This window comes from Actinobacillus succinogenes 130Z, from assembly GCF_000017245.1.
GTDB classification, from domain to species: Bacteria; Pseudomonadota; Gammaproteobacteria; order Enterobacterales; family Pasteurellaceae; genus Exercitatus; species Exercitatus succinogenes.
This window is the reverse complement of sequence record NC_009655.1, coordinates 48,372-68,827: the sequence shown is the minus strand read 5'-3', so window position 1 is coordinate 68,827 and position 20,456 is coordinate 48,372. Positions and strand designations below refer to the sequence as shown.

Here is a 20,456-nt window from a genome sequence, read left to right as displayed (position 1 = left end):
TATTTCTCGGGGATAAAACCATATCAGGTTCCGTTTACGAAAGATAAACGGAACCTGATTTTTAACTGTACTCGGTGATTCCGCTCATTCTTGCGATTTCACTTCATCCCAGAGTTGGTCCAATTCCGCCAGCGAACAATCTTTCAGAGCTTTGCCCGATTGCCGGATTTTTTGTTCCACCGTGCGGAAACGGCGTTCGAATTTGTGATTGGCCTGACGTAACGCTTCTTCCGGCTGGGTTTTGACATGGCGAGCCAGATTGACGGCGGCAAACAGCAAGTCGCCCATTTCTTCGTTTACTTTAGTTTGCGTTAAGTGCGGTCGGTTTAGTTCCTGTTTTACTTCGTCCAGTTCTTCTTCCACTTTGGCAATGACGCCGTTTACATCATTCCAGTCGAATCCGACTTTTGAACATTTCTTTTGTAATTTTTCCGCTCTAAGTAAAGCCGGGAACGCATGGGGAATGCCGTCTAAAATCGAAGTTTCCTTTTGACGGCTTTTTTCCTGTGCTTTTATAGCGTTCCAATGCGCCAACGCTTCCTGCTCGTTGCCGGCGGATTGTTCGCCGAATACATGGGGATGGCGCCGGACTATTTTTTCCGCTACATCGTTCACCACATCGTCAAAGGTGAATTTTTGTTCCTCCGTAGCGAGTTGACTGAGGAAGACTACCTGCATCAATAAATCACCCAGTTCTTCGCGCAGATTTTCCGTATCCTGCCGTTCTATGGCATCAATTACTTCATAGCTTTCTTCAATTAAACAGGGGATCATAGTTTGGTAGTTTTGTTTGAGATCCCACGGACAGCCGCCGTTCGGGTTGCGTAATCGGGCGATAAGCCGAACAAAATCCTGAATATGATAAGCCATAATTAAATTCCTCAAATCCAAAAGTGCGGTAGAAAAAACGGGTGTTTTGCGTCACTTGCGGTGCGAAGACGAAACCGAATTTCCGACAAAAAGTTCTATGATAGGCAGATTATGTAAAAATTCAATGTTTTTTCTGAAATGTGATCTGGCGCAAGTTTTTTTCGGGTTCGGAATGTTATGATACAACCAGCAAAACCAGCAAAAGAAGTATAACTCGATCAAATAAGGAGTAAGGTTATGTACAAACACGTATTAGTAGCCGTGGATCTTTCCGATGAAAGTGATTTCTTGTTGAAAAAAGCGGCAGGTATTGCAAAACGTCATGATGCGAAACTCTCAATCATTCACGTGGATGTCAATTTCTCTGATCTCTATACCGGTTTGATTGATGTGAATATGTCCTCAATGCAGGATCGCATTTCCAGTGAAACCCAACAGGCTTTATTGCAGCTCTCCGAACAAGCCGGTTATCCGGTTACTGAGAAATTAAGCGGAAGCGGAGATTTAGGTCAAGTACTTTCAGATGCCATTGAACAATACGGCGTCGATTTACTGGTGACAGGTCACCATCAGGACTTCTGGAGTAAATTGATGTCATCAACCCGTCAAGTGATGAATAGTATTACTATCGATATGTTAGTTGTGCCGCTTCGTGATGAATAAGAAATTCGGACATGACAAAAAATCAACCTAAATTCAACCGCACTTTCGCAGGAAGAGCAAAAGTGCGGTTTTATTTATCCGGGAACGGGATGAATTCCATTCAATAAATGAGAAAAATATGTCACAATAAGCCCAGTATTTAAGGACAACCAAAGGCTTAATAATGAAAACAACAGCAGAAATCCGTCAATCTTTTTTAGATTTTTTTCACAGTAAAGGACACCAAGTTGTAGAAAGCAGCTCGTTAGTGCCGGAAAACGATCCGACATTATTATTTACTAATGCGGGAATGAATCAATTCAAGGATGTGTTCCTCGGCATGGACAAACGTCCGTACAGCCGTGCGACCACCGCGCAACGTTGCGTGCGCGCCGGGGGGAAACACAACGATTTGGAAAACGTGGGATATACCGCACGCCACCATACTTTCTTCGAAATGATGGGGAATTTTAGTTTCGGTGATTATTTTAAATATGACGCGATTAATTTTGCCTGGGAATTTTTAACTTCGCCCAAATGGTTAGCATTACCGAAAGAAAAACTGTATGTCACCGTATATGAAACCGATGACGAAGCATATGATATTTGGAATAAAGAAGTCGGCGTACCGCAAGAACACATTATCCGAATCGGCGATAACAAAGGCGCACCTTATGCGTCCGACAATTTCTGGGCGATGGGCGATACCGGTCCTTGCGGTCCTTGTACCGAAATTTTCTATGATCACGGCGATCATATTTGGGGCGGTTTGCCGGGGACGCCGGAAGAGGACGGCGACCGTTATATCGAGATCTGGAATATAGTGTTCATGCAGTTTAACCGTTTAGCGGACGGCACCATGGAGAAATTACCGAAACCGTCTGTGGATACCGGTATGGGCTTGGAACGTATGACGGCGGTATTGCAGCATGTTAATTCCAATTATGAAATCGATATTTTCCAAACGTTGATTAAAAAAGTGGCGGAGATCGTGGGAACCACGGACTTAGGCAATAAATCCTTACGTGTTATTGCCGATCATATTCGTTCATGTGCGTATTTAATTGCCGACGGCGTAATCCCGTCTAACGAAGGTCGCGGTTACGTATTACGCCGTATTATACGCAGAGCGGTACGTCATGGTCACTTATTAGGCGCGAAAGAAACGTTCTTCTATAAATTAGTACCGACCTTGATTGAAGTTATGGCGGAAGCGGGCAAACAGGTTAAAGAAAAACAAGCCAACGTGGAAAAATTATTGCGATTGGAAGAAGAACAATTCGCCCGTACTCTTGAACGCGGATTGATATTATTAGATGCTGAATTGGCGAATGTAAAAAACGGTGTGCTGTCCGGCGAAGTGGCGTTCAAATTGTACGATACTTACGGTTTTCCGCTTGATTTAACCGCAGATGTTTGCCGTGAACGTAATATTGCGGTGGACGAAAACGGTTTTGACAAAGAAATGGAGGCGCAACGTTTGCGCGCGCAATCCGCCAGCAATTTCGGCATGGATTATACCAGCATTATCCGTGTGGACGGTGAAACTAAATTTGAAGGTTATACTAACGTAGAAAGTCTCGCAAAAGTGACCGCACTTTTCCGGGACGGTAAAGCGGTGGAGAGCGTTTCCGCCGGTCAAAGTGCCGTGGTGATTTTGGAAAATACGCCGTTCTACGCGGAAATGGGCGGCCAAATCGGCGACAGCGGCATGTTAACGGCGAACGGCTTGCATTTTGATGTAAAAGATACGCAAAAATACGGTCAGGTATTCGGCCATATCGGCGAATTGACGCAGGGAACGTTGTCCGTCGGTCAAATCGTGAATGCGCAAGTGGATGCGCAACGTCGTCAGTACACGAAATTGAACCATAGCGCGACACACTTGCTGCATGCCGCATTACGTCAGGTTTTAGGCGAACACGTCGCGCAAAAAGGGTCGTTGGTTTCCGATGTGGGATTGCGTTTTGACTTCGTGCAACCGGAAGCGGTAACAAAAGAACAAATCATGGAAATCGAACGTTTAGTGAATTTCCATATCCGTGCCAACCATCCGGTGTTAACGGAAGAAATGGGGGTGGCGGAAGCAAAATCCAAAGGCGCTATTGCGTTGTTCGGTGAGAAGTACGGTGAAACTGTGCGGGTTGTTACGATGAGCCCGTTTTCAATTGAGCTTTGCGGTGGTTTGCATGTGGAACGAACCGGTGAGATCGGATTATTAAAAATTATTTCCGAAGGTGCGGTGGCAGCCGGTATCCGCCGGGTTGAAGCGGTAACGGGCGAAGAGGCGATAAATTGGTTGTTCAACCAACAAACTATTCTGGCTCAAAGCGCAGATTTGCTGAAATCGGACATTCCGTCTTTGCCGGAAAAAATTATCCAATTACAGGATAAAGTGAAAAAAACGGAAAAAGAACTGCAACAGCTTAAAGAAAAAGCGGCAATGCAAGCAGGTTCCGATTTAGCGAAAAGTGCGGTCAAAATTAACGGTGTTTCTGTAGTGACTCATCAACTTGACGGTGCGGATGCCAAAGTATTACGTGTGATGGTGGATGATCTGAAAAACCAATTGGGTTCCGCCGTTATTGCATTAGGTTCTGCTTCGGGCGGCAAAGTTAATTTAATTGCCGGTGTTACCGCAGATTTAACGGCAAAAGTGAAGGCCGGTGAATTAGTCAATGTAATGGCTCAACAAGTGGGCGGTAAAGGCGGCGGTCGTCCCGATATGGCAATGGCAGGCGGTTCGCAACCGGAAAATTTGTCTGCCGCATTAATTGTCGCGTCTGACTGGTTAAAGACAATGATTTAACAGGGAAAAGGCTTGTCAGCGGATGAGTCTTTAGACGAAGGAAAGTTACAGGCGATATTCATTAGGGGAGGTCCGTATGTTGATATTAACCCGGAAAGTTGGTGAAACGGTGCTGATTGGCGACGATATATCCATTACTGTGTTAAATATTCGGGGAAATCAAGTGAAAATCGGTATAGAAGCCCCGAAGGATGTGACGGTGCATCGTGAAGAAATTTACGAACGCATCAAACTCGCAGCTGAAGACAATAATCATGTATAGCTAGGAGAAATTATGTCTAAATTAACGTGCTTTAAAGCTTATGATATCCGCGGTCGCTTAGGCGATGAATTAAATGCAGATATTGTGTATCGAATTGGTCGAGCATTCGGGCAATTTTTAAAACCAAAAACCATTGTTGTCGGTGGTGACGTTCGTTTAACAAGTAAAGAACTTAAAAGCGCGGTAACAAACGGCTTATTGGATTCCGGCGTCAATGTCATTGATTTAGGTGAAGTGGGCACGGAAGAAGTGTACTTCGCCACTTCGTTTTTAAAGGCTGACGGCGGAATTGAGGTTACGGCAAGCCATAATCCGATGGATTTTAACGGTTTGAAACTGGTTCGCGAAGGTTCCCGTCCGATTAGTGCGGATACCGGTTTGGCGGACATTCAGCGTTTGGCCGAAGAAAACAACTTTCCGGATGTAGTACAACGCGGTACGTACAAACAACAATCCGTAGTAGGTGATTATGTCGAACGTTTATTATCTTACGTGAATTTCGATAATATCAAACCGCTGAAATTGGTATTTAATGCCGGTAACGGTGCGGCGGGGCATGCTCTGGATGCTATTGAAGCGCAATTCAAAGCACGTCGTATTCCGGTAGAATTCGTTAAAGTGCATAATAATCCGGACGGTACGTTCCCGCACGGGATCCCGAATCCGATTTTGCACGATAATCGTCAGGATACTATTGATGCAGTACTGGCTAATAAAGCGGATATGGGGATTGCCTTTGACGGTGACTTTGACCGCTGTTTCTTCTTTGATGAAAAAGGTCAGTTTATTGAAGGTTACTACGTGGTCGGTTTATTAAGTCAGGCGTTCACGAAGAAATATCCGGGTGCTAAAATTATTTATGATCCACGCTTGATCTGGAATACCGAAAAATTGGTGGAGGAAAACGGTGGGGTTGCGGTAATGTCGAAATCCGGTCATTCATTCATTAAAGAAAAAATGCGTGAAGTGGATGCCGTGTACGGCGGCGAAATGTCGGCTCACCATTATTTCCGCGATTTCTATTATTGCGATAGCGGTATGATTCCTTGGTTACTTGTGATGGAACTGGTTTGCGTGTCTGGTAAAACTTTAGGTCAGTTGGTGAACGAAAGTATTGACTCTTATCCGTCACCTGGCGAGATCAACAGTAAATTAACCGATGCTAAAGCGGCGATTGCCCAGGTCCGCGCGGCTTATGAAAAAGATGCGGTTTCCGTGAGCGAGATCGACGGCGTCAGTATTGAATATCCGAACTGGCGTTTTAATCTGCGTAGTTCCAATACGGAACCGGTGGTCCGTTTAAACCTTGAAACCCGTGGCGATAAAGCGTTAATGAAAGAAAAAACCGATGAGGTTTTGGCATTATTACGCCAATAAATCGTAAATCTCTGTAAAATGTGACCGCACTTTACGAATTTGTGCTAAAGTGCGGTCGTTTATGTGTAAATTAAGGAAAAACTATGAAAGCGATTATTCCAGTTGCAGGCCTGGGAACACGTATGTTGCCGGCAACCAAAGCCATTCCGAAGGAGATGCTGACACTGGTGGATAAACCGTTAATTCAGTATGTGGTCAGTGAATGTGTCGCAGCCGGGATTAAAGAAATTGTTTTGGTTACGCATTCGTCAAAAAATGCTATCGAAAACCATTTTGATACGTCTTACGAATTGGAATCTATGCTGGAAAAACGGGTTAAACGCCAACTTTTAGAAGAAGTACGTTCAATTTGTCCGAAAGACGTTACTATTATGCATGTACGCCAAGGGAATGCTAAAGGTTTAGGACATGCCGTATTATGCGGTCGTCCTTTAGTCGGAAACGAACCTTTTGCCGTTGTTTTACCTGACGTATTATTGGCGGATTTTACCGCTGATCAGAAAAGAGAAAATCTGGCGGCGATGATCAAGCGTTTTGAAGAAACGGGAGCCAGTCAGATTATGGTAGCGCCGGTGGAGCCGAAAGATGTCAGCAGTTATGGCGTGGCGGACTGTAACGGTGTTGAATTTGGCGGAGGCGAAAGTGCTCAGATTTCCCGTTTGGTGGAAAAACCGAGTGTCGATAAAGCGCCGTCTAATTTAGCCGTCGTGGGGCGCTATGTATTCTCAGCCGGTATTTGGGAACTATTGGAAAGAACTCCGGTCGGTGTGGGAGATGAAATCCAGTTAACCGATGCCATCGATATGTTAATTAAAAAAGAAACGGTGGAGGCTTTCCACATGACCGGTGAATCTTTTGACTGCGGTGATAAAATCGGTTACATGGAAGCCTTTGTCGAATACGGTTTGCAGCATGAAAAATTAGGTACCCAATTTAAAGATTACCTGAAAAAATTGGTCAAAACCCTATAATGAAAGATAGTTTAATGTTAAACGGGCTGAGCATTTGCTCAGCCTGTTCTTTTTATCCGGAAGAAAATTAATAATTAGTTATGAATTACACAAATAAAATGCTACAATCGCGAATCCAGTGTTTAGTCTCCGTAAAATAACAATTCACTTAGGTTAAAATATGGCTTTAGTTGTTGAAAAAAAGAAAAATGAAGTAGAACAAACGGCGCAAAAGTCAAAAGGCTTGAATGGCTTTTTGTGGTTTCTTGTCGTTGCGTTTATCTTAGTGGCGTCGGTTGGTAATATTTATTTTGCAGAACAGTATTCGACACCGGTTCGTGTTGTTGCGATGTTCGTTTTAATTGCAATTGCCTTAATTCTTGCGGCAATGACGAACCAGGGTAAAAAAGCGTTGGCATTCTTCAGTGAAGCCAGAACGGAACTTCGTCGGGTTACTTGGCCGACACGCCCTGAAGCTACTCAAACCACATTCATTGTTGTGGCGGTTACGGTTGTTACGTCGCTGATTTTATGGGGTTTTGACAGTGTAATTGTAAGCGTATTAAATTTCTTAACAGATTTGAGATTCTAAGATGACAGAAACAGCAGCACCTAAAAAACGTTGGTATGTATTACAAGCCTTCTCCGGTTTTGAAGGTCGTGTAGCGGCAACGTTACGTGAATATATCAAACTTAACCATATGGAAGATCAATTCGGCGAAGTTCTGGTACCGACCGAAGAAGTCGTTGAGAACGTAGCGGGCAAACGTCGTAAAAGCGAACGTAAATTTTTCCCGGGCTATGTGTTAGTACAAATGGAAATGAACGATTATACCTGGCAATTGGTACGCAGTGTACCGCGCGTAATGGGGTTTATCGGCGGAACGCCGGATAAACCGTTACCAATCAGCCAGCGTGAAGCGGATGCTATTCTTAACCGTGTAGAACAGAATGCGGATAAACCTCGTCCGAAAAATGTATTCCAGCCGGGAGAAGAGGTTCGAGTTACCGAAGGTCCGTTTGCAGATTTCAATGGTACGGTTGAAGAAGTGGATTATGAAAAAGGTCGTTTGAAAGTTTCCGTTTCCATCTTCGGTCGCGCAACACCGGTCGAACTTGAGTTCAGTCAAGTGGAAAAAGCGACCGGCTAATTTGAATTTTAATAAAAAGCAGAGTTATCTCTGCTTTTTTATTGCCTGAAATTCAAGAAAAAATAACCGCACTTTTCCCTCAATAATGCAGAAGTATACTTTTCTATTACTTAGCTTTGACAGGCTAAGTAATAAACATCATTGCAGAATAAAATAATTTCGATGAGACACAAAATATCCGTTATTGTCTTTATTCAAAAGCTACCTTAAATATACTTCAGAGGAATCTTCTATGACATCAATTTATACACTTCCATGTGAACAGGAATTACATCAAAAATTACAAGCGTTGTTTCGAGATTGGAAGAATGCAATAGGTGCAGAGCACTTTGTTGAAGACGGTTTTTACCCTTATTATACAAAACAAACCGTAAAGGTTTTATTTATTGGTCGCGAGGGTTTGACGATTGATGCTAATTACATTGATCAAATTTACAAAGAATATAAAGTGAATCTTTCTAATTGGTTAAGAACGGAAAATTCAACTTACACATTAAATAGCCATCCGTTTCATAGTAAATTATTTTATATGGCATACGGTTTTCAACATCAGTTCCAAAAGTATGAAGACATTCCTTGGGCAAATGATATGCGTGATGATTTCGCAACTGAAAAAGGAATTAGCTTTGCATTTATGAATTTATCGAAGTTTAGTAATAATAGTGGAAATTTCCAAGCGGATTGGAACCAAATTAACGATTTTATAAAACGTACAAAACAGGTAGAGAAATCAACGGGTCGTAATTTTTTTGAAGAAGAAATTGCTTTATTGAACCCAGATGTGATTATTACAATGAATTTTGCTTTCCCAACACGTGAATTACCATTTATTGGAAAAAGTAAAAATGGCGCTGTTGATTTATACGAACTATCTTTGGCAGATAAAAAGATACCTGTCTTTGATACCTTCCATTTTTCTGCAGTCAAATCTATGGAAGCTAATTTTTATCAAGCCATTGCTGAACTTTATAATAAATATCAGGAGCAAAACTAATATCCGACAGTTAAATTTTGGGTATGGCGGAATGGGATTGTAACACGTACAAAAAAGTGCGGTCAGTTTTTTCTGAGTTTTCATATTTAGTTTGATGACAAAACCGCTTGAAAATCAACCGCACTTTTTATATAATCCGCGACCTATTATGAGCTAGAAAAATCCAGCTCATATTTTTGTGCAACGGGGAGCTGATTTTTTCAGCGTTATTACCCATATAGAGGAAACTTAAAAATGGCAAAAAAAGTCCAAGCATACGTTAAGCTGCAAGTCGCGGCGGGTATGGCTAACCCTTCACCACCGGTTGGTCCTGCATTAGGTCAACAAGGTGTAAACATCATGGAATTCTGTAAAGCGTTCAATGCGCGTACCGAAAGCATTGAAAAAGGTTTACCTATTCCTGTTGTAATCACTGTTTATGCAGACCGTTCATTTACATTCGTAACTAAAACTCCGCCGGCAGCCGTATTATTGAAAAAAGCCGCAGGTATCAAATCCGGTTCTGGTAAACCGAATAAAGATAAAGTGGGTAAAGTAACTCAAGATCAAATCCGTCAAATCGCTGAAACTAAAGCAGCGGACATGACCGGTGCGACTATCGAAACCAAAATGAAATCAATCGCTGGTACTGCTCGTTCAATGGGCTTAGTGGTGGAGGAATAATACGATGGCTAAATTGACTAAAAAAATGAAAGCAATCAAAGCTGGCGTAGATTCTACCAAAGCGTATGAAATCAACGAAGCTCTCGCATTATTGAAACAATTTGCGACCGCTAAATTCAACGAAAGCGTTGACGTTGCCGTAAATTTAGGTATTGATCCGCGTAAATCCGATCAAAACGTTCGAGGTGCAACCGTGTTACCACATGGTACCGGTAGAACCGTACGTGTTGCTGTGTTTACACAAGGCGCTAATGCTGAAGCCGCGAAAGAAGCCGGTGCTGATTTAATCGGTATGGAAGACTTAGCAGAGCAAGTTAAAAAAGGCGAAATGGATTTTGACGTAGTAATTGCTTCTCCGGATGCAATGCGCGTAGTCGGTCAGTTAGGTCAGATTTTAGGTCCGCGCGGTTTAATGCCAAACCCTAAAGTCGGTACCGTAACACCAAATGTTGCCGAGGCGGTTAAAAATGCGAAATCAGGTCAGGTTCGTTACCGTAATGATAAAAACGGTATTATTCATACCACAATCGGTAAAGCGAGCTTCTCCGAAGAACAATTAAAAGAAAACTTACAAGCGCTTTTGGCGGCGTTAGCGAAAGCACGCCCTACAACGGCTAAAGGTATCTTTATTAAGAAAGTAAGCGTTTCTACTACTCAAGGTGCCGGCGTTCAAGTTGATCAAAGCAGCTTATAATTTGCAACGGTAACTTTACAAAGGCGTAAATTATCCGTATAATTTACGCCCTATTTGCGGCTCATGCCGTAAATTTGATGGTGCTTGCCAAATCAAGCCCCGTCCAAGACCGTAGGAGAAAATGCACGATAAAAAGTGCGGTCGGTTTTTTACTGAATTTTCTTAATAACCTACGTAGATGGTGAACAGAAAAAGAATTTTCTGCTTCTGTACACCGAAGTCGTCCTGATACTTTGTTGTGTCAGGTAATTTAGTTCCGATTTATCGGAGTGTATTCAGGAGCTCAAAGCCAATGGCATTAAATCTTCAAGACAAACAAGCAATTGTTGCTGAAGTAAATGAAGCAGCCAAAGGTGCCCTTTCTGCCGTTATCGCGGATTCCCGCGGTGTAACGGTAGATAAAATGACTGAGTTACGTAAAGCGGCTCGCGAAGCTGGCGTTTCAATGCGCGTTGTTCGTAATACTTTATTACGTCGTGCGGTTGAAGGTACAGAATTCGAATGCTTAACAGATACGTTTACCGGTCCGACACTTATCGCATTCTCTAATGAACATCCCGGTGCGGCGGCACGTTTGTTCAAAGATTTCGCAAAAGCGAATGATAAGTTTGAAATTAAAGGTGCAGCCTTTGAAGGTAAGATTCAAGATATCGATTTCTTGGCGACATTACCAACTTACGAAGAAGCGATTGCACGTTTAATGGGTACAATGAAAGAAGCTGCGGCAGGCAAACTTGTTCGCACTTTTGCAGCATTACGCGACAAATTACAAGAAGCGGCTTAATTTTCATAGCCTTTCTTAAATCGTTTAACAACTTATTTACTTTAGGAATTGATTGTCATGTCATTAACTAACGAACAATTAATCGAAGCGATTGCTTCAAAATCAGTATCAGAAATCGTTGAATTAATTGCAGCGATGGAAGAAAAATTCGGTGTTTCAGCTGCAGTAGCAGCGGCAGCTCCGGCAGCGGGCGGCGCAGCGGCAGCAGAAGAAAAAACCGAATTCAACGTAGTATTAACTGAAGCCGGTGCTAACAAAGTTGCTGTAATCAAAGCAGTACGCGGCGCAACCGGTTTGGGCTTGAAAGAAGCTAAAGACTTAGTTGAATCAGCTCCGGCTAACCTGAAAGAAGGTATTTCTAAAGGCGAAGCTGAAGAGCTGAAAAAAGCTTTAGAAGAAGCAGGCGCGAAAGTAGAAATCAAATAATTTTTGATGACTATTTTCCGTTCTTCGGAACTTACGGCTGGCGGTTTTTCCGTCAGCCTTTTGTGCTCTCAAACGAGTACAAAAAAATTCACCGTTTTATTGCAGAAAAAATTAAGTTAAATCAAGCTGTTAGCTTAATGCAATCCGCTCATCAGAAGTAAGGTTCAGAGTGCGGTATCTCACAAACGGATTCATACCTTGATTTAAAATCATCTGATAGCAAATCAGATAAAAAAATATTAAATTTTTTACCGCACTTCAATGGTTTTATTTCAAGTCGGTCTCACTAGATATTACAGAGGAAAACCAATGGGTTACTCCTATACTGAGAAAAAACGTATCCGTAAAGACTTCGGCAAACGTTCGCAAGTTTTAAACGTACCTTATTTATTAACCATTCAATTAGATTCATTCGACAAATTTATTCAGCGCGATCCTGACGGTCAGCAAGGGCTGGAAGCGGCATTTCGTTCTGTATTTCCTATCGTCAGTAATAACGGTAGCACGGAATTGCAATATGTCAGTTATAAGCTTGGCGAGCCTGTGTTTGATGTGCGAGAATGTCAGATTCGCGGTACAACCTTTGCTGCGCCGTTACGGGTGAAATTACGCCTGGTGAGCTATGATAAAGATGCAGCTCCCGGTACCGTGAAAGATATTAAAGAACAAGATGTATACATGGGTGAAATCCCATTGATGACAGATAACGGTACTTTTGTTATCAACGGTACCGAGCGCGTTATCGTTTCACAATTACACCGCAGTCCCGGCGTATTCTTCGATAGTGATAAAGGTAAAACACACTCTTCAGGTAAAGTTTTATATAACGCACGTATTATTCCTTACCGTGGCTCGTGGTTAGATTTTGAATTTGATCCGAAAGATAACTTATTCGCACGTATCGACCGTCGTCGTAAATTACCCGCAACCATCATTTTACGAGCATTGAATTACACAACAGAAGAAATTCTGGATTTATTCTTTGATAAAGTGGTGTTTGAAATTCAAGGCGATAAATTGCTGATGGAATTAGTGCCGGAGCGTTTACGCGGCGAAACGGCAACATTTGATATTGAAGCCGAAGGTAAAGTGTATGTCGAACGCGGTCGTCGTATTACGGCTCGCCATATTAAAGCACTTGAAAAAGACGGCGTGAAAAAAGTCGAAGTTCCGACCGAATATATTATCGGTAAAGTTGCGGCAAAAGACTACGTGGATTTAGAAAGCGGTGAAGTAATCTGTGCCGCAAACACGGAGATTTCTTTAGAACTGTTAGCGAAATTGGCTCAGGCCGGTTATACCGCAATCGAAGCGTTATTTACTAATGATTTGGATTTCGGGCCGTATATTTCCGAAACATTACGAGTGGATCCTTCTTGCGATCGTTTAAGTGCGTTAGTAGAAATTTACCGTATGATGCGTCCGGGCGAACCACCGACAAAAGAAGCGGCGGAAGGTCTATTTGATAACTTATTCTTCTCCCAGGAACGTTACGATTTGTCCGCTGTAGGGCGTATGAAATTCAACCGTTCGTTAGGTATCGACAGCGAAACGGGTAGCGGCGTGTTAAGTAAAGAAGATATCGTCAGCGTGATGAAAAAACTGATCGATATCCGTAACGGTCGCGGTGAAGTGGACGATATCGACCATTTGGGTAACCGTCGTATCCGTTCGGTAGGTGAAATGGCGGAAAACCAATTCCGTATCGGTTTAGTCCGCGTTGAACGAGCTGTTAAAGAACGCCTTTCATTAGGTGATCTTGATGCCGTAACGCCACAGGATTTGATCAATGCTAAACCGATTTCTGCGGCAGTCCGAGAATTTTTCGGTTCTTCGCAATTGTCTCAATTTATGGATCAAAACAACCCGTTATCGGAGGTTACGCATAAACGTCGTATCTCCGCATTAGGTCCGGGCGGTTTGACGCGCGAACGGGCAGGTTTCGAAGTGCGAGACGTTCACCCGACCCATTATGGTCGCGTTTGTCCGATCGAAACGCCTGAAGGTCCGAATATCGGTTTGATTAACTCGCTTTCCGTATATGCGCGTACTAATGATTACGGTTTCTTAGAAACACCATACCGCAAAGTGGTAAACGGTCAAGTTACCGAAGAAATTGAATATTTGTCTGCGATTGAAGAAGGTAAATATATCATTGCTCAGGCGAATGCAAACTTAGATGATGATTTCCGTTTTACGGATACTTTCGTAACGGCCCGCGGCGAACATGGTGAATCCGGTTTATATCGTCCGGAAGAAATTCATTATATGGACGTTTCGACCCAACAAGTAGTATCTGTTGCGGCGGCATTGATTCCATTCCTTGAACATGACGATGCGAACCGTGCCTTAATGGGTGCAAACATGCAACGCCAAGCGGTTCCGACATTACGTGCGGATAAACCGCTAGTCGGTACCGGTATGGAAAAACCGATTGCACTGGACTCAGGTGTAGCGGTTGTTGCAAAACGTGGCGGTACCATTCAATATGTTGATGCCTCTCGTATTGTGGTGAAAGTTAATGAAGATGAAACGATTCCGGGCGAAGCGGGTATCGATATCTACAACTTAATTAAATATACCCGTTCAAACCAAAATACCTGTATCAACCAAATTCCTTGCGTGAACTTGGGTGAGCCTGTCGGTCGCGGCGAAATCTTAGCTGACGGTCCGTCTACCGATTTAGGTGAATTGGCATTAGGTCAAAATATCCGTGTGGCGTTCATGCCTTGGAACGGTTATAACTTCGAAGACTCTATGTTGGTTTCCGAACGTGTGGTTCAACAAGACCGTTTCACTACCATCCACATTCAAGAATTATCTTGTGTGGCGCGTGATACCAAATTAGGTGCGGAAGAAATTACTGCGGATATTCCTAACGTAGGCGAAGCGGCGTTAAGTAAATTGGATGAATCCGGTATTGTCTACGTGGGTGCCGAAGTAAAAGGCGGTGACATTCTGGTGGGTAAAGTGACGCCGAAAGGTGAAACTCAATTAACGCCGGAAGAAAAATTACTACGAGCGATCTTTGGTGAAAAAGCCTCTGATGTAAAAGATTCGTCTCTTCGGGTACCTAACGGCACTTCCGGTACGGTTATCGACGTGCAAGTTTTCACCCGAGACGGCGTAGAAAAAGATAAACGCGCGTTAGAAATCGAAGAAATGCAATTAAAACAAGCGAAAAAAGACCTTGTTGAAGAATTGGAAATCTTAGAAGCCGGTTTATTTTCCCGCGTTCGCAACTTACTTGTTGACGGCGGTATCAGCGAAAAAGAATTGGATACAATGGAGCGTGCGAAGTGGTTGGAACAAACTCTTTCAAGCGAATCCAAACAAAGCCGGTTAGAACAACTTGCGGAACAATACGAAGAATTACGTAAAGATTTCGAACACAAATTGGAAGTGAAACGCAGCAAGATTATCCAGGGAGATGATTTGGCGCCGGGTGTACAAAAAGTCGTGAAAGTATATCTTGCGGTAAAACGTCAAATTCAGCCCGGGGATAAAATGGCTGGTCGCCATGGTAACAAAGGGGTTATTTCAAAAATTAATCCGGTTGAGGATATGCCGTATGACGAAAACGGTCGTCCGGTTGAGATCGTATTGAACCCATTGGGTGTACCGTCCCGTATGAATATCGGTCAGATTTTGGAAACCCACTTGGGGTTGGCGGCAAAAGGTATCGGCGAACAAATCAATATCATGCTTAAACAAAAACAGGATATTGAGAAATTACGCGGTTACATCCAAAAAGCTTATGATTTAGGCGGCGGTTCACAGGTAGTAGACCTTAATACTTTCACGGACGAAGAAGTATTACGTTTAGCGGAAAATTTACGTAAAGGTATGCCACTTGCGACACCGGTATTTGACGGTGCCGATGAAAGCGAAATCAAAGGCTTGCTGGAACTTGGCGGATTGCCGACTTCCGGTCAGATTACCTTATATGATGGTCGTACCGGTGAAAAATTCGAGCGACCGGTAACTGTCGGTTATATGTACATGCTGAAATTGAATCACTTAGTGGACGATAAAATGCATGCACGTTCAACCGGTTCTTACAGCTTGGTGACTCAACAACCGTTGGGCGGTAAAGCACAATTCGGTGGTCAGCGTTTCGGTGAAATGGAAGTTTGGGCACTTGAAGCGTACGGTGCGGCATATACCTTGCAGGAAATGTTAACCGTGAAATCCGATGACGTGAACGGCCGCACGAAGATGTATAAAAACATCGTGGGCGGTACGCACTACATGGAACCGGGCACACCGGAATCTTTCAATGTAATCATGAAAGAAATTCGCTCGCTTGGTCTTAATATTGATTTAGATGAAGCCTGATTTATAGACGGGAATCGTCCCGTCGTAATGAGAAAGCATTCATCGTAATGCGAAAATTCCGCGCAAGGTGCGGTCAAAAAATTAAATGAATTTCGACCGCACTTTGAATAAGTTTAACTCCGACAGGAGCAAAATCTGTGAAAGATTTAGTTAATTTTTTAAAAGCGCAATCAAAAACTGCCGAAGATTTTGATGTAATTAAGATTGGTTTGGCTTCACCGGACATGATTCGATCATGGTCGTTCGGTGAAGTGAAAAAACCGGAAACCATTAACTACCGTACCTTTAAACCTGAACGAGACGGTCTTTTCTGTGCGCGTATTTTCGGGCCGGTAAAAGATTACGAATGTTTATGCGGTAAATATAAACGTTTGAAGCATCGTGGCGTAATCTGTGAAAAATGCGGGGTTGAAGTGACCCAAACCAAAGTTCGTCGCGAACGTATGGGGCATATTGAATTAGCGTCACCGGTGGCTCACATCTGGTTCTTAAAATCGCTGCCGTCTCGTATCGGTTTATTGTTAGACATGCCGTTGCGCGATATTGAACGAGTGCTTTATTTCGAATCTTATATCGTCATTGAACCGGGTATGACTGATTTGGAAAAAGGGCAGTTATTAACTGAAGAACAATATTTGGATGCCGAAGAACGTTGGGCGGATGAATTCGAGGCGAAAATGGGGGCGGAAGCTATCCAGTCCATTTTACGCGATATGGATTTAGAACACGAATGTGAAGTTTTACGTGAAGAATTACAAGAAACCAATTCTGAAACCAAACGTAAAAAAATCACTAAACGTTTGAAATTATTAGAAGCATTTATTCAGTCCGGCAACAAACCGGAATGGATGGTAATGACTGTATTACCGGTACTTCCGCCGGACTTACGTCCGTTAGTTCCGTTGGACGGAGGTCGTTTCGCCACTTCGGATTTAAACGATTTATACCGCCGTGTCATCAACCGTAACAACCGTTTGAAACGACTATTAGATTTAGTTGCGCCGGATATTATCGTACGTAATGAAAAACGTATGCTGCAAGAATCCGTGGATGCGCTGTTGGATAACGGTCGTCGCGGTCGCGCGATTACGGGGTCGAATCGTCGTCCGCTGAAATCTCTTGCGGATATGATCAAAGGTAAACAGGGTCGTTTCCGCCAAAACTTATTGGGTAAACGTGTTGACTATTCAGGCCGTTCTGTAATCACCGTAGGTCCGTACTTGCATTTACATCAATGCGGTTTGCCGAAAAAAATGGCACTGGAATTATTCCGTCCGTTTATTTATGCGAAACTAGAAAGCCGCGGTTATGCGACAACCATTAAAGCGGCGAAGAAAATGGTTGAGCGTGAAGATGTTATCGTGTGGGATATCTTGGCTGAAGTTATTCGCGAACATCCGATTTTATTAAACCGTGCGCCGACCTTGCACCGTTTGGGTATTCAAGCATTTGAGCCAATTTTAATCGAGGGGAAAGCAATCCAGTTGCATCCGCTTGTTTGTGCGGCGTTTAATGCGGACTTCGACGGTGACCAGATGGCGGTTCATGTACCGTTGACGTTAGAAGCGCAGTTAGAAGCCCGCGCTTTGATGATGTCGACCAATAATATTTTATCACCGGCGAACGGTGATCCGATTATTGTGCCGTCACAAGATGTGGTATTGGGTATTTACTATATGACCCGTGATAAAGTGAACGGTAAGGGTGAGGGTATGCTGTTACAGGATCCTCGCGAAGCGGAAAAAGCTTATCGTACCGGTCGTGCGGAATTGCATTCACGTGTAAAAATCCGTATTACGGAATATGTGAAAAATGCGGAAGGAGAGTTTGAACCGCAAACTAACTTAGTGGATACCACTGTCGGTCGTGCTATTTTATGGATGATCGCGCCGAAAGGTATGCCGTTTAATTTGTTCAACCAAACTCTTGGTAAAAAAGCCATCTCTAAATTGATCAACGAATGTTATCGTCGTTTAGGCATGAAAGAGAGCGTAATGTTTGCGGACCAAATCATGTATACCGGTTTCGCGTATGCGGCACGTTCGGGCTCATCCGTCGGTATCGACGATATGGTGATTCCGGAGAAAAAATACGAAATTATTGCGGCAGCGGAACAAGAAGTAGCTGAAATTCAAGAGCAATTCCAATCAGGTTTGGTGACTGTCGGTGAACGTTATAACAAAGTGATCGATATTTGGGCGGCAGCTAACGAACGTGTAGCGAAAGTAATGATGGAAAATCTTTCTACGGAAGAAGTAATCAACCGTGAAGGTAATCCGGAAAAACAATCTTCATTCAACAGTATCTTTATGATGGCGGATTCCGGCGCTCGTGGTTCCGCCGCACAGATTCGTCAGCTAGCGGGTATGCGCGGTTTGATGGCTCGACCGGACGGTTCAATTATCGAAACACCGATTACGGCGAACTTCCGTGAAGGTTTAAACGTATTACAGTACTTTATTTCAACTCACGGTGCGCGTAAAGGTTTGGCGGATACCGCATTAAAAACAGCGAACTCCGGTTATTTAACCCGTCGTTTGGTTGACGTCGCACAAGACTTAGTTATTGTCGAAGACGATTGTGGTACGCATGAAGGCATCGTGATGTCTCCATTAATCGAAGGCGGCGATGAAAAAGTTCCGCTACGTGAGCTGGTATTAGGTCGTGTAGCCGCGGAAGACGTGTTAAAACCGGGTACGGAAGAAGTCCTGATTCCGCGTAATACGTTGATCGACGAACAATGGTGTAATATTATCGATGAAAATTCGGTAGACAGCATTAAAGTACGTTCCGTCGTAACCTGTGATACCGATTTCGGTGTGTGCGCTAAATGTTATGGGCGTGACTTGGCGCGCGGTCATCTGATTAACCAAGGCGAGGCCGTCGGTGTTATCGCGGCACAATCTATCGGCGAACCGGGTACACAGTTAACCATGCGTACGTTCCACATCGGCGGTGCGGCATCAGCAGCGGCGAAAGAATCCAGCGTACAGGTTAAAAACAACGGTACAATTCGTTTGGCTAATGTAAAATTTGTCACCAATAACGAAGGTAAACTAGTATTAACTTCGCGTAATACCGAATTAACCGTAATCGATGCTTTCGGTCGTACCAAAGAGCATTACAAACTGCCTTACGGTACCACCTTAAATAAAGCGGACGGCGCTGAAGTCACGGCTGGCGAAATCGTAGCAAACTGGGATCCGCATACTATGCCGGTTATATCAGAAGTGGCCGGTTTCGTGAAATTTGTCGATATTGTCGACGGTTTAACCGTAAGTCGCCAAACTGATGAATTAACCGGGTTATCTTCTATCTTGGTGCAGGATGTAGGGGAACGAGCAACGGCAGGTAAAGACTTACGTCCGGCAATTAAATTGGTGGATGCGCAAGGTAACGACATTTTAATCGAAGGTACCGATGTCGCAGCACAATACTTCTTACCGGGCAAAGCTATCGTTACTTTGGACGACGGTGCGGAAATCAACGTTGGTGATCCGCTGGCTCGTATCCCGCAGGAATCTGTGGGGACTAAAGATATTACCGGCGGTTTGCCGCGCGTTGCGGACTTATTCGAAGCACGCAAACCGAAAGAGCCGGCAATCTTGGCTGAAATTTCCGGTATCGTATCCTTCGGTAAAGAAACCAAAGGTAAACGTCGCTTATTAATTACACCAACCGATGGCGGTGAAACTTACGAAGAAATGATTCCTAAATGGCGTCAGCTTAACGTGTTTGAAGGCGAAATGGTACAACGTGGCGATTTGATTTCTGATGGTGCGGAAACACCGCATGATATCTTACGCTTACGTGGTGTGCATGCAGTTACTGAGTATATCGTAAACGAAGTGCAAGAAGTTTACCGCTTACAAGGGGTTAAAATTAACGATAAGCACATCGAAGTGATCGTTCGTCAAATGTTGCGTAAAGCCATTATCACAAACGCTTACGATTCCGAATTCTTAGAAGGCGAGCAAGTGGAAGTGGCGCGTATTAAGATCGTTAACCGTAAACGTGAAGCTGAAGGCAAACCGCTGGTAGAATTCGAACGCGAGTTGCTTGGTATTACCAAAGCATCATTGGCAACCGAGTCATTTATCTCGGCGGCCTCGTTCCAGGAAACTACCCGCGTATTAACTGAAGCGGCGGTTGCCGGTAAACGTGACGAATTACGCGGCTTGAAAGAAAACGTGATTGTCGGCCGCTTAATTCCGGCAGGTACCGGTTTTGCATATCATCAAAATCGTGCGAAAAACCGTCATAATGCGTTAGCGGCCGAACAAGCCGTGAAATTCTCCGCAGCGGATGAAGCGGAAATTGACGCGGAATTTAATATGATCGCGGATGATCCGACTTCCAGTCTGGCAGAAATGCTGAATATGGCGGATGAAGAATAAACCGGGCGATATCAATTCATAAATGAAAAAATCCCCTGGAGGTTAATTCCTTCAGGGGATTTTTATTCCATTGTTGCTGTTACATGAAAAATGACAAAA

At 43.6% G+C, this 20,456-nt stretch carries 15 protein-coding genes; 14 read left to right on the top strand and 1 reads right to left on the bottom strand.

Going from position 1 to position 20,456, the window contains the following annotated elements:
* Positions 1–84: 84 nt before the first annotated feature.
* Entirely contained in the window at positions 85–870 is a 786-nt protein-coding gene (mazG, locus tag ASUC_RS00305; RefSeq protein WP_011978711.1) for a nucleoside triphosphate pyrophosphohydrolase, read from the bottom strand.
* Between the two features lie 237 nt (positions 871–1,107).
* Between mazG and uspA the strand changes: the two genes are divergently transcribed.
* From uspA to rpoC, 14 genes are all read left to right on the top strand, one after another.
* Positions 1,108–1,533, top strand: coding sequence for a universal stress protein UspA (uspA, locus tag ASUC_RS00300; RefSeq protein ID WP_011978710.1), 426 nt, complete (start codon positions 1,108–1,110; stop codon positions 1,531–1,533).
* Between the two features lie 163 nt (positions 1,534–1,696).
* The gene (gene alaS, locus ASUC_RS00295) at positions 1,697–4,321 is read left to right on the top strand and encodes an alanine--tRNA ligase (RefSeq protein WP_011978709.1); all 2,625 of its coding nucleotides are present in this window, start codon (positions 1,697–1,699) and stop codon (positions 4,319–4,321) included.
* 76 nt (positions 4,322–4,397) lie between these two features.
* Positions 4,398–4,583 (top strand): carbon storage regulator CsrA, encoded by a 186-nt coding sequence (gene csrA, locus ASUC_RS00290; protein WP_011978708.1) that lies wholly within the window; start codon positions 4,398–4,400, stop codon positions 4,581–4,583.
* Between the two features lie 12 nt (positions 4,584–4,595).
* Positions 4,596–5,960 carry a phosphohexomutase domain-containing protein gene (locus ASUC_RS00285; RefSeq protein WP_011978707.1) on the top strand — a complete coding sequence of 455 codons (1,365 nt, stop codon included), beginning with the start codon at positions 4,596–4,598 and terminating at the stop codon, positions 5,958–5,960.
* Between the two features lie 83 nt (positions 5,961–6,043).
* Positions 6,044–6,931, top strand: a complete 888-nt coding sequence (gene galU, locus ASUC_RS00280; protein WP_011978706.1) for a UTP--glucose-1-phosphate uridylyltransferase GalU — start codon at positions 6,044–6,046, stop codon at positions 6,929–6,931.
* A 160-nt stretch (positions 6,932–7,091) separates the two neighbouring features.
* The gene (secE, locus tag ASUC_RS00275) at positions 7,092–7,502 is read left to right on the top strand and encodes a preprotein translocase subunit SecE (protein ID WP_011978705.1); all 411 of its coding nucleotides are present in this window, start codon (positions 7,092–7,094) and stop codon (positions 7,500–7,502) included.
* 1 nt (position 7,503) lies between these two features.
* Positions 7,504–8,061: a transcription termination/antitermination protein NusG gene (gene nusG / locus ASUC_RS00270; protein WP_011978704.1), complete on the top strand. Its 558-nt coding sequence runs from the start codon at positions 7,504–7,506 to the stop codon at positions 8,059–8,061.
* A 232-nt stretch (positions 8,062–8,293) separates the two neighbouring features.
* Positions 8,294–9,055, top strand: coding sequence for a hypothetical protein (locus ASUC_RS00265; protein ID WP_011978703.1), 762 nt, complete (start codon positions 8,294–8,296; stop codon positions 9,053–9,055).
* A gap of 234 nt (positions 9,056–9,289) precedes the next feature.
* Entirely contained in the window at positions 9,290–9,718 is a 429-nt protein-coding gene (gene rplK / locus ASUC_RS00260; RefSeq protein ID WP_011978702.1) for a 50S ribosomal protein L11, read from the top strand.
* Positions 9,719–9,722: 4 nt separating this feature from the next.
* Entirely contained in the window at positions 9,723–10,412 is a 690-nt protein-coding gene (gene rplA / locus ASUC_RS00255) for a 50S ribosomal protein L1 (protein WP_011978701.1), read from the top strand.
* Positions 10,413–10,704: 292 nt separating this feature from the next.
* Entirely contained in the window at positions 10,705–11,196 is a 492-nt protein-coding gene (gene rplJ, locus ASUC_RS00250) for a 50S ribosomal protein L10 (protein ID WP_011978700.1), read from the top strand.
* A 57-nt stretch (positions 11,197–11,253) separates the two neighbouring features.
* Positions 11,254–11,622: a 50S ribosomal protein L7/L12 gene (gene rplL, locus ASUC_RS00245; protein WP_011978699.1), complete on the top strand. Its 369-nt coding sequence runs from the start codon at positions 11,254–11,256 to the stop codon at positions 11,620–11,622.
* Between the two features lie 309 nt (positions 11,623–11,931).
* Positions 11,932–15,960, top strand: coding sequence for a DNA-directed RNA polymerase subunit beta (gene rpoB / locus ASUC_RS00240; RefSeq protein ID WP_011978698.1), 4,029 nt, complete (start codon positions 11,932–11,934; stop codon positions 15,958–15,960).
* 137 nt (positions 15,961–16,097) lie between these two features.
* Positions 16,098–20,357, top strand: coding sequence for a DNA-directed RNA polymerase subunit beta' (gene rpoC / locus ASUC_RS00235; protein ID WP_011978697.1), 4,260 nt, complete (start codon positions 16,098–16,100; stop codon positions 20,355–20,357).
* Positions 20,358–20,456 lie beyond the last annotated feature (99 nt).

Excerpts from the sequence above, each read along its gene's own strand:
- mazG (WP_011978711.1), bottom strand. The coding sequence starts at position 870 with ATGGCTTATCATATTCAGGATTTTGTTCGGCTTATCGCCCGATTACGC.
- uspA (WP_011978710.1), top strand. The coding sequence starts at position 1,108 with ATGTACAAACACGTATTAGTAGCCGTGGATCTTTCCGATGAAAGTGAT.
- alaS (WP_011978709.1), top strand. The coding sequence starts at position 1,697 with ATGAAAACAACAGCAGAAATCCGTCAATCTTTTTTAGATTTTTTTCAC.
- csrA (WP_011978708.1), top strand. The coding sequence starts at position 4,398 with ATGTTGATATTAACCCGGAAAGTTGGTGAAACGGTGCTGATTGGCGAC.
- ASUC_RS00285 (WP_011978707.1), top strand. The coding sequence starts at position 4,596 with ATGTCTAAATTAACGTGCTTTAAAGCTTATGATATCCGCGGTCGCTTA.
- galU (WP_011978706.1), top strand. The coding sequence starts at position 6,044 with ATGAAAGCGATTATTCCAGTTGCAGGCCTGGGAACACGTATGTTGCCG.
- secE (WP_011978705.1), top strand. The coding sequence starts at position 7,092 with ATGGCTTTAGTTGTTGAAAAAAAGAAAAATGAAGTAGAACAAACGGCG.
- nusG (WP_011978704.1), top strand. The coding sequence starts at position 7,504 with ATGACAGAAACAGCAGCACCTAAAAAACGTTGGTATGTATTACAAGCC.
- ASUC_RS00265 (WP_011978703.1), top strand. The coding sequence starts at position 8,294 with ATGACATCAATTTATACACTTCCATGTGAACAGGAATTACATCAAAAA.
- rplK (WP_011978702.1), top strand. The coding sequence starts at position 9,290 with ATGGCAAAAAAAGTCCAAGCATACGTTAAGCTGCAAGTCGCGGCGGGT.
- rplA (WP_011978701.1), top strand. The coding sequence starts at position 9,723 with ATGGCTAAATTGACTAAAAAAATGAAAGCAATCAAAGCTGGCGTAGAT.
- rplJ (WP_011978700.1), top strand. The coding sequence starts at position 10,705 with ATGGCATTAAATCTTCAAGACAAACAAGCAATTGTTGCTGAAGTAAAT.
- rplL (WP_011978699.1), top strand. The coding sequence starts at position 11,254 with ATGTCATTAACTAACGAACAATTAATCGAAGCGATTGCTTCAAAATCA.
- rpoB (WP_011978698.1), top strand. The coding sequence starts at position 11,932 with ATGGGTTACTCCTATACTGAGAAAAAACGTATCCGTAAAGACTTCGGC.